This window comes from Bradyrhizobium ganzhouense (assembly GCF_049949285.1).
GTDB lineage: Bacteria > Pseudomonadota > Alphaproteobacteria > Rhizobiales > Xanthobacteraceae > Bradyrhizobium > Bradyrhizobium ganzhouense.
Genome location: NZ_CP181318.1, coordinates 671,620 through 686,134, shown reverse-complemented (window position 1 = coordinate 686,134; position 14,515 = coordinate 671,620). Strand labels below are relative to the sequence as shown.

At 62.8% G+C, this 14,515-nt stretch carries 11 protein-coding genes; 2 read left to right on the top strand and 9 right to left on the bottom strand.

Annotated features, from left to right (window positions below; genetic code table 11):
• Positions 1-133 precede the first annotated feature (133 nt).
• Both ACLFLU_RS03195 and ACLFLU_RS03190 read left to right on the top strand, forming a co-directional pair.
• Positions 134-2,368, top strand: coding sequence for an acetate--CoA ligase family protein (locus tag ACLFLU_RS03195; RefSeq protein ID WP_426410910.1), 2,235 nt, complete (start codon positions 134-136; stop codon positions 2,366-2,368).
• A 100-nt stretch (positions 2,369-2,468) separates the two neighbouring features.
• A complete protein-coding gene (locus ACLFLU_RS03190; protein WP_426410909.1) occupies positions 2,469-3,299 on the top strand; it encodes an MlaD family protein in 831 nt (276 codons plus the stop codon).
• A gap of 3 nt (positions 3,300-3,302) precedes the next feature.
• Here the strand turns inward: ACLFLU_RS03190 and ACLFLU_RS03185 are convergent, their stop codons facing one another.
• From ACLFLU_RS03185 to urtA, 9 genes are all read right to left on the bottom strand, one after another.
• A complete protein-coding gene (locus tag ACLFLU_RS03185) occupies positions 3,303-6,281 on the bottom strand; it encodes an autotransporter domain-containing protein (protein WP_426410908.1) in 2,979 nt (992 codons plus the stop codon).
• Positions 6,282-6,643: 362 nt separating this feature from the next.
• A complete protein-coding gene (locus tag ACLFLU_RS03180; RefSeq protein ID WP_212241148.1) occupies positions 6,644-7,684 on the bottom strand; it encodes an aliphatic amidase in 1,041 nt (346 codons plus the stop codon).
• 45 nt (positions 7,685-7,729) lie between these two features.
• A complete protein-coding gene (locus ACLFLU_RS03175) occupies positions 7,730-8,107 on the bottom strand; it encodes an FmdB family zinc ribbon protein (protein WP_426410907.1) in 378 nt (125 codons plus the stop codon).
• 66 nt (positions 8,108-8,173) lie between these two features.
• Complete coding sequence (gene fmdA, locus ACLFLU_RS03170) at positions 8,174-9,403, bottom strand: formamidase (protein ID WP_018316778.1); 1,230 nt, start codon at positions 9,401-9,403, stop codon at positions 8,174-8,176.
• Positions 9,404-9,430: 27 nt separating this feature from the next.
• The gene (gene urtE / locus ACLFLU_RS03165) at positions 9,431-10,120 is read right to left on the bottom strand and encodes an urea ABC transporter ATP-binding subunit UrtE (RefSeq protein ID WP_426410906.1); all 690 of its coding nucleotides are present in this window, start codon (positions 10,118-10,120) and stop codon (positions 9,431-9,433) included.
• Positions 10,121-10,131: 11 nt separating this feature from the next.
• The gene (gene urtD / locus ACLFLU_RS03160; RefSeq protein ID WP_426410905.1) at positions 10,132-10,887 is read right to left on the bottom strand and encodes an urea ABC transporter ATP-binding protein UrtD; all 756 of its coding nucleotides are present in this window, start codon (positions 10,885-10,887) and stop codon (positions 10,132-10,134) included.
• 118 nt (positions 10,888-11,005) lie between these two features.
• Positions 11,006-12,148, bottom strand: coding sequence for an urea ABC transporter permease subunit UrtC (urtC, locus tag ACLFLU_RS03155; RefSeq protein ID WP_426410904.1), 1,143 nt, complete (start codon positions 12,146-12,148; stop codon positions 11,006-11,008).
• Positions 12,149-12,167: 19 nt separating this feature from the next.
• Positions 12,168-13,094: an urea ABC transporter permease subunit UrtB gene (gene urtB, locus ACLFLU_RS03150; protein ID WP_014491162.1), complete on the bottom strand. Its 927-nt coding sequence runs from the start codon at positions 13,092-13,094 to the stop codon at positions 12,168-12,170.
• Positions 13,095-13,227: 133 nt separating this feature from the next.
• Positions 13,228-14,487: an urea ABC transporter substrate-binding protein gene (gene urtA, locus ACLFLU_RS03145; RefSeq protein ID WP_426410903.1), complete on the bottom strand. Its 1,260-nt coding sequence runs from the start codon at positions 14,485-14,487 to the stop codon at positions 13,228-13,230.
• Positions 14,488-14,515: the final 28 nt, after the last annotated feature.

Sequence of the window (14,515 nt, the reverse complement as noted above, 5' to 3'; positions counted from 1 at the left end):
CATCGATTGCGATCCGAATTCATCGCTGCGCATTCCGCCGTGCGGCATGCAGCCCTGCCGGTTGCCACTCCGCGCAACTCGCCATACAACCACGTGACGCACCACCAAGAAGAACAACAGGTGAGGTCACACCATGGAAGCCCAGGTCGCTAAAGCCAAGGTCTCTGCCGCGTCCGTTTCGCCGCGCCCATGGTCTCCGCCGCCCGATGCCAGCGACATCGTCAAGGGCATCCACGCTATGCTGCATCCGCGCAACATCGTGCTGGTGGGCGCGACCGACAAGCCGGGCAATTACGCCGAGCGCATCTGGAACAATCTGGTCAGATACGGCTTCGAGGGCGGGCTCTATCCGGTCAACGCCAAGCGCGAAACCATCTGGGGCGTGCCCTGCTACAAGGATTTTGCGAGCCTCCCCGAGAAGCCCGATCACGTTTTGGTGCTGGTGCCCGCACGCTTTGCCGTGCAGGTGATCCGCGACGCCGCCGCTGCCGGCGCGCGGTCCGCCACCATCGTCACGTCGGGTTTCAGCGAATTGCAGGATCAGGAGAGCCAGAAGCTTGCCATGGAGCTGCAACAGGCCGTGCGCGAGACCGGGCTCGCCGTTACCGGCCCCAACTGCCTCGGCAATTTGAGCGCCGGCGAGAAGCTCTTCACCAATATCGACGACCGCATCGTCACCATGGAGCGGGGCGCGGTGGCAATCGCCGGCCAATCCGGCGCCATCGTCATGGCAATCCGGCAGGCGCTGGAAGATCGCGGCGTCGGTGTCGGCTACATGGTGACGACGGGCAACGAGACCGGGCTCGAGACGCCCGACCTGATGCGCTATTTCGCCGAAGATCCGAGCGTCGAGGTGATCGTGGTCTATCTCGAAGGTGTGCGCAATACCAAAGCGTTTCGCGACGCCTGCAAGGCCGCGCGTGCGGCGAGCAAGCCGGTGATCGCGCTCAAGCTCGGATCATCGGAAGGCGGCCGCGCCGCGGCGATGGCGCACACCGGTGCGCTGGCTGGCTCGATCGAGACGTTCGACGCGATCGCAACCCGCGAAGGCGTGATCCGCGTAAGCGGACTCGACGAATTGATCGAGACCACCGAATGCTTCGTTCATGCCGCCGTGCCCAAGGGCGACCGGCTCGCCGCAGTCACACTGTCCGGCGGCAAGCGCGGGATGCTGATCGATGCCTTCTATGCAGAAGGCCTGAATTTCGCGCCGCTCAGCCCACATGTCAGCAGCGAACTTGCGAAGATGCTCGGTCCGGGCTCGATTGTCGGCAATCCGCTCGACGCCGGCTTTGCGGCGGTGGTCGATCCCTCGGTCTACATGAAGTCGATCAAGCTGATGATCGACGACCCTGATATCGACATCGTCATCGTCGACGCCGAGTTTCCAAAAGCGCCGCACGAGCAGCGCGAGCGCAATTTGCGCATCGTCAACGAGATGGCGAGCCGGGCCGCAAAACCCGTGATCTATATCAGCGCGATGTCGATCGGCTTCACCGAGTTTACCAAAGGACTGCGCAAATCGCTGCCACATCTCGCGGTGATGCAGGGCATGGACCGCGCGGTGACCGCGATCAAATCGCTGCTCGCCTATGCCAGACTACGCAAGGAAGTACCCGACATCGTATCGAGCTCGAAGCCCGCCGCGCGCACCGTGTTGGAGAAAGCGCTGGCATCGGCGAGCGGCGCCGCGCTCGACGAGGTCGCCTCGAAGAAGCTGCTGAAGGCCTATGGCATCCCGGTCTCGAAGGAGGGAATCGCGCAGACGGCGGCGGAGGCCGTGAAGATTGCCAAGCAAATCGGCTTTCCGGTCGTGGCCAAACTCGTCAGCGCCGAGATCCTGCACAAATCCGACATCGGCGGCGTGGTGCTGAACCTCAATAGCGCTGCCGAGGTGAAGAAGGCCTTTTCCGACATCACCGCGCGGGTGAGGAAGCTGAAGGGCAGGCCGAAGCTCGACGGCATCCTGATCGCGCAGCAGGTCAAGGCCGACCTCGAGCTCGTGGTCGGCGCGTCGCTCGATGCCGAGATGGGGCCGGTCGTGCTGTTCGGCACCGGCGGCATCGATATCGAGCTGATGAAGGACGTGGCCCTTGCCGGTGCGCCGCTGGACGAGGCCGAGGCGCGGCTCCTGATCGGCCGCACCAAGGCCGGCATCAAGATGCGCGGCTATCGGGGCAAGCCGGCATTGCACGAGGCCTCGGCCGTGAAGGCACTGGTCGGCCTGTCCAACCTGATCGCCGATGCCGGCGACCGGATCGCATCGATCGACGTCAATCCGTTCCTGATCAATGCCAAAACCGGCGTCGCTGTGGATGCACTTATCGTGTTGAACAATGCCGCGGCAAAGCACGCCGCCGGACATTAGTTGTCCGCGTAGGGCGGACAAGTCGTTAACCCGCCCCCGTTAACATTGCGGCCATCCGGGCTCCTTCCAACTTTCCCGCTTTGGTCGTAAAATCGCACGCATGGCACGCGCGAGCAATCTGGTGATCGGAACGACGACGCTGGCGGTGATCGCCGTAGCGTTCGGCGGCCTGCTCGGCTTACAGAAGTGGCGCACCATCCAGAGCCGCAGCCAGTTGCGCGTCGTGTTCGAAGGCGGTTCCGCGAGCGGCCTGCGCCGCGGCGGTCCGGTCAATTTCGATGGCGTGCCCGCCGGCCAGATCCTGTCGATCAAGCTGGACAGTCCGCGCAAGGTCGTGGCGCTGGTGTCGCTCGACAACACCGCGCCGATCCGCCAGGACACGGTCGCCGGCATCGAGTTCCAGGGTCTTACCGGTGTCGCGGCGGTCTCACTGATCGGCGGCGCCCCATCCGCGCCACCGGTGCCGCTGGACTCGGACGGCATTCCCGTGCTGACCGCCGATCTCAGCGACGCTGAATCCATCGTCGACACACTCCACAGCGTCGATCGCACCATCGTCAGCAACGCGCCGGCGATCAAGGACGGCCTGCGCACGTTCGAAAACCATACCGCCGACCTCAGAGGCAAGGGTGACCAGATCGATGCGGTGATGCTCAAGGTTGACGATGCATTTGCGGGCTTCGACAAGGCGGTCACGAAGATCGAGGGCGTGGTCCCCGGCTTCGTCGACGGCAAGGCCGACGAGTTGTTCGACAAGGTGAGGGGGCTGCACGAGCTCGCCGATACCATGAAGAAGAAATCGGCAAGCTTCCTCGAGGACACCCGCCGCTCGCTACTCGACGTCAGTGAAGCCGCAAGCAAGATGAGCGGGACGCCCGCGCCCGCCGCCGCCCCGCGTCCGCCGCGCAAGCCAACGCAGCAGAAGCGATAGAGCCTACCAGGTGTAGCGCACGACGCCCTTGCCGGCGTAGGAGCGCGTGACGTTCGAGAACTCGCCCTCGAAGGTTGCCGACGCGGACCAGCCGTTCATCCAGTTCATCTGTACCGACGCCGTGGTCAGCGCGGAATCGCGCGCCAGCGCGGCACCGTTCACGACAAAGGCCGATCCTGGCAGCGTCTGGAAAACCGCGCCGACCGTGCGATCCGGATTGAAATCATGCGCCCAGGCGGCGCGGCCGCGCAGCGTCAGCACGCCGCCGGCGGCGGCAAACGATCTGTCGGCCCGCAGGCCAAGCTCTGTGCGGGTGCTGGTCACGTCCTTGGCGGCATAGTTGAGCGCGAAGGCGTTGTTGCCCACCACGGCGAATTCCGAATAGCTCGGCAGGCTGAACATTGTAGCCTGGAGCGCGGCATAGGGCGTTAGCCCGATCCACGGCGTCGCCTGGCGATAGCCACCCTCGATACGTCCTGAAACGGCGTTGGCATTGAACTGCGCACGCAGCTGATCGGTGCCGGCGGCCGTGACGATGCGGTTGGTGGTGACATCCTGCCAGCCATAGGCCAGCGCGGCCGTGACATAGGCAGGCCCGGCATTGTGGCGAACGAACGCGCCGGCCTGGAACAGATCCGAGTGGCCCCAGCCCAGTCCGTTGACGCCGAAGCCGGTGCCACCGCCGGCGAGCGCGAAGCCCGCGATCGTCGATGGCGAGAAGCGATAATCGAGACCGACCGCCGTGCCGTAAACGCTGCTCGTGGTGTTGTTCGAGCCGAGCGCCGCATTGCCGTCGGTGGTCTGCGAGCCGCCGTACCCGGCCGCCCAGACATCCCAGCGCTGCTCGAATGTCGGCGACGGCGCCTTGCGATAGATCGAGGCAAAGGCGTCGCTCGGACGCTTGCCGGATGCAGCATAGGCAGTCGCGCTGGTCTCGTCGGCGTACGGCGTCGCGCCGGAAGCACCGCTGCGTCCTCCGCCGAAGACGTCGGTCAGCAGGCTCATGAACAGGTTCATCGCATTGAACGTTGTCTGCTGCGATCCCGTGGCCGGCTCGCCCGAGGCCTGCGTCAGACCGCTGGGGCTGAGCCCTGCGAATTCGGCTTGCAGGCCGCCGTTGGCGTTGAAGAAATTCTGAAGCGTCGTGGCGACATTCTGCTGGTTGATGTTGAGCGCGTTTTTCGCGCCATAGTTCAGCGTAAAGTCGAGAAAGACCTGGTTCGATCCGACGGTCGTCGTGCCGATGAGTCCCCCTGGCGCGGCCACGCCGGCAAAATTGCCGGTGGCCGTGCCGGTGAAATCCATGATCGAGTAGTGCTTCGTCACGGTGCTGCCTGGCGACAGCGCGACGCCGACGTTGCCGTTCAGCGCGACATTGCCGGCAACGACCGCATGGCTCGTGCTGGATACGCTGCCCACCTGCACGGCATAAACTGAGCCGGCCGCAAGGCCGAGATTGCCCTGAACCTGCATGCTTGAGCCGGCGACACCGTTGCCGGGCGCATAGATGCCACCGTTGGCGATGACAGTGTTGCCAACGATGCCGGCACCGTAGAGCGCGCCGCCTGCATTCACAGTGGTCAGGCTGGATGCGGAGATGTCGCCGTCGACACGCAGGATACCGCCATTCACGGTTGTCGTGCCGGTGTACGTATTCGTGCCGGAGAGGATCAGCATTCCGCTGCCGACCTTTTCCAGGAAGCCGGGACCGGCGGCGCCGCAGCCGCAGGGATTGAAATCGCCGATGACGCCGCTGACTTCGGTCGAGAGATTATTGCTGCCGACAACGAGCGTATTGCCGCCGCCAATGTAGTAGAGGCCGCTACCCTGGATCGATCCGGCGGTGATGCGACCGTCGCCGGCCGGGCCGGTGCCGCCGCCGAAATCGACGATGCCGGTGCCGGTGGTGATGAAGCGCGCGGTGCCACCGGTGGCGTTGTCGAAGAACGAGGTCTGGCCGCCACTCTTGGTGACGATCGTCGCATTGCCGGCGGTCGAGAACGTACCGAAATCGGTGAAGCCGTGGGCTTCATTGGTGATCGTTGCATTGGCGGCGGTCGCGGTGCTGCCAGGCCCGGCACCGAACGTCGTGCCGCCGAAATTCTTATTGACGATGGTCGCCGAGCCCGCCGAAGCTTGATCGATAAATGCGGTGGTACCGCTGTTCTGGTTTGTGATGCTGGCCGAGCCCGCATTGGTCTGACTAAAGAAGATGATCAAGCCGCCAACATTTGTGATCGTCGCCCGTCCGGCCGTCGCGGTCGCGGTGGCGACCCCGGTCGGATCACCGAAGAACAGCTGGCCATTGTTGGTGATCGCCATGGAGCTGGCGGAGGTCGCATTGAGGAACATCGTCACGCCGGAGACAGCGTTCGTGAGCGACGTGACACCCGACATGTCGGCGTTGACGATCTTGAAGAAGCCCTCATTGGTGACGGCGCCGATGATGCTGGCGGTATGGGTCACGTCACCAAGCTGCAGTGAGCCGCAGGTGCAGATGAAAGTGTCGCCGGTATAGGTATTGGCGCCGAGCAAGGTCAGGAAACCGGGCCCTTGTACGGAGATGCCGCCGGTGCCGACGATGCGGGAAGCGATCACGGCCGAGGGATTCCCCGTACCGGTCACATCATTGGTGAAGAACGTGGTGCCGCCCGGGGCCAGTCTGAGGTCACCGCCCTGGATGGTGTAGATCGAGCCATCAGCGGTGAGGTCGAAGCCCACGAGGCTGGTGAGCTGCACACCGCCTGGCGTAACCGTAACCGTGCCGCCCGTCGCCGGCGTCGAGGGACCACTGCTGCCAAACAGCGTGCCGGCTGACGTGGGATCATAGGCCGTGCTGGTCGAGCCGAAGAAGTTGGTCCAGTTGGTCGTGGTGTTGTCCCAGACGCCGCCACCACCGTTGACCGAACCGTTGGGCGTGGTCTGCGATCCGTTGAAGATTTGCTGCGCGGATGCGGGGGTCACCACAACGGCCACGCTCATGGCAAGGCTGAGCCAGAGTGCCGCGCCAACCGCGGCACCACTCCGGCGTGCGCAACCCTGCCCGCTCGATGGCAACCCCGCCCCCACATTCAGCCCCTTATTCACGGCGCTCTCAGCGGCGCCGTGGGGAACCTAGGACATGGGGGCGGCCGGTTGAACTACGGGCCGGTCAGAATCCGCCTCTGAGGCTGCAACCTAGGCAGATTCGACACATGTTGTTGCAACCGCGCCACGTTTTGACACCATCAGCTCCCAGTCCGCGCACACAAAGCTGCGTCAGAATGTCCGACCATGTGTACAGCCATTCACATCCCTAAGCAGGATTCCGGAGCCCCATTGCGGATCTGCGGCATCGTCGTGACCTAGTAATTGCTCGGCGCGGCCTCGTTCGGAATGCCGTCGATCGGGCATTCGGCCGTGCCAGCAGTCGAGCGGGTCATCGCCTCGACCATGTCCCGCGTACCTTCGGGATCGGCAATCCAGTTCTTGTAGAAGTCATAGGGACAGGCCGCGACGCCGCGCGGGCTTTCGCCGGAATTGATCATGCCGGTATAGCCGCGGTGGACCAGCTTGTAGAGATGGTTCTGCGACTGACCGTTGCGGCGCGCGTCGCGGATCAGATGTTTCGAGAGCTGGGCGTATTGGATGCCGTACTCCTCCTCGCCGCACTCGCCGAGTGTGCGGCCGTCGAAGCCGATGATCGCGGAGTGACCGAAATAGGAATAGACGCCGTCGAAGCCGGCGGCATTGGCGACAGCGACATAGACATTGTTCGCCCACGCCATCGCCTTGGAGATCAGGACCTGCTGCTCCTTGGCCGGATACATGTAGCCCTGGCACCGCACGATCAGCTCGGCACCCTTCATGGCGCAGTCGCGCCAGATCTCAGGAAAATTGCCGTCGTCGCAGATGATCAGGCTGACCTTCATCCCCTTCGGGCCTTCGGAGACATAGGTGCAATTGCCGGGATACCAGCCCTCGATCGGCACCCATGGCATGATCTTGCGATATTTCTGCACGATCTCACCCTTGTCGTTCATCAGAATCAGGGTGTTGTAGGGCGCCTTGTGCGGATGCTCCTCATGGCGCTCGCCGGTCAGCGAGAACACACCCCACACCTTGGCCTTGCGGCAGGCCTCGGCGAAGATCGCGGTCTCCTCACCGGGCACCGCGGAGGCGGTCTCGTACATCTCCTTGGAGTCGTACATGATGCCTTGCGTGGAGTATTCCGGGAAGATCACCAAGTCCATGCCGGGCAGGCCGGCCTTCATGCCCACCAGCATGTCGGCGATCTTGCGGGCGTTGTCGAGCACCTCGGCCTTGGTGTGCAGGCGGGGCATCTTGTAGTTGACCACCGCGACGCCGACGGTGTCGTTGCTGCTGGAAATATCGCCGTGAAGCATTTGGGCCGCTCCTGTACTTTATTCGTTTGATGTTGGCGCGTGGCGTTAGTGGCTGATCATCCAGGGCCGCGCGGTGGGAAAGCCCTTGGCGCCGCTTCTAGTCTTGGTCACCAGCCGCGCCGGCTTCTTCTTGTCGGACTCGTTCTTGTCCTTCACGGTCTTGCCCGACGAGCAGCAGCCGCAACCGGGGCCGTGCGAGGCCTTGTATTGCGCGAGCGTCTGCGGCGCGTGCGTGCTGCGCTCGTTGACGACATGGGCCTTGCGCTTTTCGGCCGGCATGCAGAAGAAGTTCGGCGCGGTCAGGATGACGCGCGGCGCCATCGTCGCGCAGTGCGGGCAGTTTTGCGGATCGTCGCATTCCGCCATCGGGCGCAGGTCCTTGAACGGACCGCAATCGTCACAGAGATATTCATAGACCGGCATCTCGTATCCCTTCGCGCTTAGTCCGCTTCACCTCTCTCCGTAAGAACGGGGAGAGGGAGCGCTGCGTCATTTATCCGGCGAGATCGGCATCTGGATATCGCCGGTGATGTGCTTGATGGGACCTGCCGCCGACGGCATCACGTCGAAGTCGAAGATCTCGGTCGGCAGCCACAACGTGGCGCAGGCATTGGGCACGTCGACCACGCCGGAGATGTGACCCTGACACGGCGCAGTGCCGAGGATCGAATAGGCCTGGGCGCCGGAGTAGCCGAACTTCTTCAGATACTCGATGGCGTTCAAACACGCCTGGCGATAGGCGATATGGACGTCGAGATAGTGCTGCTTGCCGGCTTCATCCACCGAGATGCCTTCGAAGATCAGATAGTCCTTGTAGTTCGGCGTGATCGGCGACGGCTTGAAGATCGGGTTCTTGATGCCGTATTTCGACATGCCGTCCTTGATCACCTCGACCTTGAGATGCAGCCAGCCGGCCATTTCGATCGCGCCGCAGAAGGTGATCTCGCCGTCGCCCTGGCTGAAGTGCAGGTCGCCCATCGAGAGACCGGCGCCGGGCACATAGACCGGGAAGTAGATTTTTGAGCCGCGCGACAGATCCTTGATGTCGCAATTGCCGCCATGCTCGCGCGGCGGCACGGTGCGTGCGCCTTCGGCGCCGATCTTGGCCTTGACGTCGCCCTTGGCACGGCCGCCATGGGCGGTCGCTGCGAACGGCGGATTGGCAAGGCCCGGCACGCGGGTCGGGTTGGTCGAGATCAGCTCGGCCTCGCGCTTGTTCCAGGTCTCCAGCATCTTCGGATCGGGCAGACAGCCGATCAGGCCGGGATGGATCAGGCCGGCGAAGTTCACGCCGGGCACGTGGCGCGACGAGGTGTAGAGACCCTTGATGTCCCAGATCGACTTCTGCGCCAACGGGAAGTGGTCGGTGAGGAAGCCGCCGCCGTTCTGCTTGGAGAAGAAGCCGTTGAAGCCCCACAGGCTCTCCTTCATCGGGCCGACGTCGAGCAAGTCCACCACAAGGAGGTCGCCGGGCTCGGCGCCCTTCACGCCGATCGGACCGGAGAGGAAGTGCACAATCGAGAGATCGATGTCGCGCACGTCGTCGGCGGAATCGTTGTTCTTGATGAAGCCGCCGGTCCAGTCATAGGTCTCGATAATGAAATCGTCGCCGGGATTGACCCAGGCCACGATCGGGATGTCGGGGTGCCAGCGGTTGTGCACCATGTCATTTTCGTAAGCCGACTTGGTGAGATCGACCTTGATCAGTGTCTCTGGCATCGAGAAGCTCCCCTTTACTACGGTTGGTTAGACGGACAGATATTTCGAGACCTGCGCAGCATCGACGCTGTCGCGCGGGTCATCACGCACGATCGCGCCGTTCTCGATCACCAGCACGCGGTCGGCGATATCGAGCGCAAAGCTCAGGACCTGTTCGGAGACGACGATCGACAGCCCCTTTTCGTCGCGGATGCGCTTCAGCGTGCGCGCCATCTCCTTGATGATCGATGGCTGAATGCCTTCGGTCGGCTCGTCCAGCAGCAACACTTTCGGCTTTGTCGCGAGCGCGCGGGCGATTGCCAATTGTTGTTGTTGCCCGCCGGAGAGATTGCCGCCGCGGCGGCCCTTCATCTCCAACAGAACCGGAAACAGCTCGTAGATGTCAGCCGGCACCTCGGTCCCACCAGAGACGACGAGGCCGGTCTCGATGTTCTCCTTCACCGTCATGGTGGAGAAGATCATGCGGCCCTGCGGGACATAAGCGAGGCCCTTGGCGACGCGCGCATAGCTCGGCAGGCCGCCGAGCTCGGCGCCGTCCATGGTCACCGAGCCACTCTTCGCCGGCAGGATGCCCATCAGCGATTTCATCAGCGTGGTCTTGCCCATACCGTTGCGGCCCATGATCGCAACGATCTCGTTGGGCGCGACCTTGACGTTGAGCCCGTGCAGCACCTCGCTCTGGCCGTAAGCGACGTGAAGATCGGAAATTGCCAGCATCATCGCGCTCCTTAGTGACCGAGGTAGACTTCAATAACCTTGGGATCGTTCTGCACCTTCTCCATCGTTCCCTCGGAGAGGATCTGGCCCTGGTGCAACACGGTGACCTTGTGCGCGATATCCTCGACGAACTTCATGTCGTGCTCGATCACCAGCACCGAGCGGTTCTTGATGATGCGGTTGAGCAATTCGGCGGTCTTGGCACGCTCGGAGACGCTCATGCCGGCGACGGGCTCGTCCAGCATCAGAAGGTCCGGATCCTGGATCAGCAGCATGCCGATCTCGAGCCATTGCTTCTGGCCGTGGCTGAGCAGATCAGCGCTCATGTTCAGCTTGTCCTTCAGGAAGATCATTTCCGCGACCTCATGCACTCGGTCGCGCACGGCGGCATCGCGGGTAAAGGTCAGCGCGCCGAACACCGAGCGGCCGCGCGGATAGGAGATCTCCAGGTTCTCGAACACCGTGAGATCGTCGTAGATCGACGGGTTCTGGAATTTGCGCCCCACCCCGGTCTTGACGATCTCGTTCTCCTTCATCCGCGTCAGCTCCTTGCCGCGGAACTGGATCGAGCCGGACGTTGCTTTGGTCTTGCCGCAGATCAGGTCGAGCACGGTGGTCTTGCCGGCGCCGTTGGGACCGATGATGACGCGGATCTCGTTCTCGTCGACGTAGAAGGAGAGATCGTTGACCGCCTTGAACCCGTCGAACGACACCGTCAGGGCCTCGACCGCGAGCAGGAATTCCTTGGGCTGATGACCGACGAGCATGATCTATCTCCTCACCGCCAGCGTGGCATCGGCATCGTGATGACCGACGAGCATGATCTATCTCCTCACTGCCAGCGTGGCATCGGCATCGTGATGACCTACGAGCATGATGATCTCCTCACTCGGCCGGGGCGCCGTCGGCGACCGAGCTGTCGGTCCACCCTTCAGGTTTGGGTTTGCGCGACGAGATCAGGCGGTCGATGCGCGGCTGCACATAGTCGCCCCAGATCCCGGCAAGACCGTTCGGGAAGGCGAGAACCACGGCGATGAACAGGCCGCCGAGGCCAAACAGCCACAATTCGGGGAACGTTTCCGACAGGCTGGTCTTGGCGAAATTGACCAGCAGCGTGCCGTAGATGGCACCGAGGATCGACAGCCGGCCGCCGACAGCGGTGTAGATCACCATTTCGATCGACGGCACGATGCCGACGAAGGACGGCGACATGAAGCCGACATTAAGGGCGAACATCGCACCGCCGATCGCGGCAAATACGGCCGCGATGCAGAAGGCGAAGATCTTGAAGTTCGCTACGCTGTAGCCGGAGAAGCGAACCCGGTCTTCTTTCTCACGCATCGCCACCAGAATGCGTCCGAGCTTGGAGTGTCGGACGAATTGCGCGATCATGATGCAGACGAGCAGGCATCCGACCTCGAAGAAGTACAGCACGACCTTCGCGTGGTCGGGCCTGATGTCCCACCCCTTCAGCGTGCGCAAATCGGTCATGCCGTTGATGCCGCCGGTGTAGCCCTGCTGGCCCACGATCAGGATGGTGAGGATGGCCGCGACCGCCTGGGTGATGATGGCGAAATAGGTGCCGCCGACGCGGCGCTTGAACATCGCGGTGCCGATGATCAGGGCGAAGATGCCGGGCACCAGGATGATGGCGGCAATCGTGAAGGTGAGGCTGTGAAACGGCTTCCAGAACAGCGGCAGCGAGGTGATCTGATTCCAGTCCATGAAATCCGGAATGCCGGGGGTCGACTGGATCTTGGTGTTCTCCACGCTCGACGCCTCGAGCTTGAGGAACATCGCCATGCAGTAGCCGCCGAGCCCGAAGAACACGCCCTGACCGAGACTGAGAATGCCGCCATAGCCCCAGCAGATCACCAGCCCCAGCGCGACGAAGGCATAGGTCAGGTATTTTGCGACCAGGTTGAGCCTGAAGACGTCGAGCGTGAGCGGCAGCACCACCACCAGGAAGACCGCGAGCACCAGAATTCCGATCAGCTCCGATCGATTGAAGAACCGATTGTCGGTCATTGCATCAGCCTTCCGTTTCTCACTTGCGGACCTTGAGGGCGAACAGCCCTTGCGGCCGCAGCATCAGGATTCCGACAACGGCGAGCAGCGTCAGCACCTTGGCCATCGAGCCCGACATGAAGAACTCGAGAGTGGATTGCGTCTGCGAGATCGAGAAGGCCGAGGCGATGGTTCCGATCAGGCTAGCCGCGCCGCCGAACACGACCACCAGGAACGTATCGACGATGTAGAGCTGTCCGGAGGTCGGCCCGGTCGAGCCGATCATGGTGAAGGCACTGCCGGCGACACCGGCAATGCCGCAACCGAGACCGAAGGTGTAGCGGTCGACCTTTTCGGTGTTGATGCCGACCGCGCCGGCCATGATGCGGTTCTGCACGACCGCGCGGACCTGGCGGCCCCAGCGCGATTTGTACATGACATAAGCGACGCCGATGGTGATCAGCACGGTCAGACACATCACGAACACGCCGTTGATCGGCACCTCGATGCTGTCGGTGACGTGCAGCGAGCCGAGCATCCATTGCGGCAGCTCGACGCCGACCTCGCGCGCGCCGAATACGGAGCGATAGGCCTGCTGCAGCATCAGGCTGAGGCCCCAGGTCGCGAGCAGCGTGTCGAGCGGGCGTTTGTAGAGATGCCGTATCAGCACCCATTCCACCAGCATTCCCAGCGCACCCGATGCGACAAAGGCGAGGATCATCGCGAGGAAGAAGTAGCCGCTGAACAGGCTCGGCAGATAGGCCTGGAAGAAATTCGAGGTCATCCAGGTAACGTAGGCCCCGAGGATCATGAACTCGCCATGGGCCATGTTGATGACGCCCATCTGGCCGAAGATGATCGCAAGACCGAGCGCCATCAGCACGTAGACAGAGAACAGGATCAGTCCTGCAAAACCTTGCATGACGAAGATGGAGCCAAGGTCACCAAGCGAGTAGTCGCCGAACATCGATGTCCTCCGTCGGGGAATAGGGTCCCGCGTCGCGAGCAGATTCGCGACGCGGGGGTCTTGGGCATGGACTTGCAATCCACGCCAGGGAGCAGCTTGAGCTTGAGAGAAACTGCGGCAGTTGCCGCGCTTCTTACTGATAGCCCTTCGGGAACGGATCCGGCTCGACGAGATCGGCGGTCTCGTAGATCAGCTCGAACTGGCCATCGAGCTTGGCGCGGCCCACGCGGGTCTTCGACCAGAGGTGATGGTTTTCGTGGATGCGCACATAGCCTTCCGGCGCACCCTTGAACTCGACGCCGGGCGAAGCCGCCGCGATCTTGTCGACGTCGAAGGAGCCCGCCTTCTCCACCGTCAACTTCCACAGCCACGGGCCGAGATAGGCAGCCTGGGTGACGTCTCCGATCACGGTCTTCTCGCCCCACATCTTCTTGAACGCCGGCACGAAGGCCTTGTTGTTCGGATTGTCGAGCGACTGGAAGTACTTCATGCAGGCATAGGCGCCCGCAATGTTCTCACCACCGATGCCGTCGATTTCGTCCTCGGTGACCGAGATCGTCAGCAGCGCCTGCTTCGAGAGGTCGATGCCGGCGGCCTTGAGCTGCTTGTAGAAGGCGACGTTGGAGCCGCCGACCACGTCAGTGAAGATCACGTCCGGCTTGGTCAGCTTGATCTTGTTGATGACCGAGTTGAACTGGGTGTTGCCAAGCGGATAATATTCCTCGCCGACGACCTTGCCCTTGAGCACGTTCTCCACGTGCTTGCGCGCGATCTTGTTCGACGTGCGCGGCCAGATGTAGTCGGAGCCGATGAAGAAGAACGATTTCGCGCCCTTCTCCTTGGCGATCCAGTTCAGGCCCGCGAGGATCTGCTGGGTCGCCTCCTGGCCGGTGTAGATCACGTTCTTGGACTGCTCGAGGCCTTCATAGAAGGTCGGGTAGTAGAGCATGCCGTTGTACTGCTCGACGACAGGCAGCACCGCCTTGCGCGAGGCCGAGGTCCAGCAACCCATGATCGCCGCGACCTTGTCGTTGACGAGCAGCTTCTTGGCCTTTTCGGCAAAGGTCGGCCAGTCGCTGGCGCCGTCTTCCTGGATGAACTTGATCTTGCGGCCAAGCACGCCGCCGGCGGCGTTGATCTGCTCGATGGCCAGCTTTTCGGCCTCGATCGAGCCGGTTTCGGAGATCGCCATGGTGCCGGTCGCCGAATGCAGGATGCCGACCGTCACCTCGGTGTCGGTGACCGCGAGGCCGGTGGTATTGACCGCCGAGGTCGCCGGGGCCTGGGCAAATGACGCCCGCGGCAGCATCGTGATGGCCGGCACGGCCGCCATTCCCATCAATAACTTGCGCCGGAGCGGCGACAACAGCCCCTTGTTGGTTTCGTCTGACATGAGCACCCCACTGTTTGTTCGAGGACAC

Excerpts from the sequence above, each read along its gene's own strand:
- ACLFLU_RS03180 (WP_212241148.1), bottom strand. The coding sequence starts at position 7,684 with ATGCTTCACGGCGATATTTCCAGCAGCAACGACACCGTCGGCGTCGCG.
- urtE (WP_426410906.1), bottom strand. The coding sequence starts at position 10,120 with ATGCTGGCAATTTCCGATCTTCACGTCGCTTACGGCCAGAGCGAGGTG.
- urtC (WP_426410904.1), bottom strand. The coding sequence starts at position 12,148 with ATGACCGACAATCGGTTCTTCAATCGATCGGAGCTGATCGGAATTCTG.
- urtD (WP_426410905.1), bottom strand. The coding sequence starts at position 10,887 with ATGCTCGTCGGTCATCAGCCCAAGGAATTCCTGCTCGCGGTCGAGGCC.
- ACLFLU_RS03190 (WP_426410909.1), top strand. The coding sequence starts at position 2,469 with ATGGCACGCGCGAGCAATCTGGTGATCGGAACGACGACGCTGGCGGTG.
- fmdA (WP_018316778.1), bottom strand. The coding sequence starts at position 9,403 with ATGCCAGAGACACTGATCAAGGTCGATCTCACCAAGTCGGCTTACGAA.
- ACLFLU_RS03175 (WP_426410907.1), bottom strand. The coding sequence starts at position 8,107 with ATGCCGGTCTATGAATATCTCTGTGACGATTGCGGTCCGTTCAAGGAC.
- urtB (WP_014491162.1), bottom strand. The coding sequence starts at position 13,094 with ATGTTCGGCGACTACTCGCTTGGTGACCTTGGCTCCATCTTCGTCATG.
- ACLFLU_RS03195 (WP_426410910.1), top strand. The coding sequence starts at position 134 with ATGGAAGCCCAGGTCGCTAAAGCCAAGGTCTCTGCCGCGTCCGTTTCG.
- urtA (WP_426410903.1), bottom strand. The coding sequence starts at position 14,487 with ATGTCAGACGAAACCAACAAGGGGCTGTTGTCGCCGCTCCGGCGCAAG.
- ACLFLU_RS03185 (WP_426410908.1), bottom strand. The coding sequence starts at position 6,281 with ATGAGCGTGGCCGTTGTGGTGACCCCCGCATCCGCGCAGCAAATCTTC.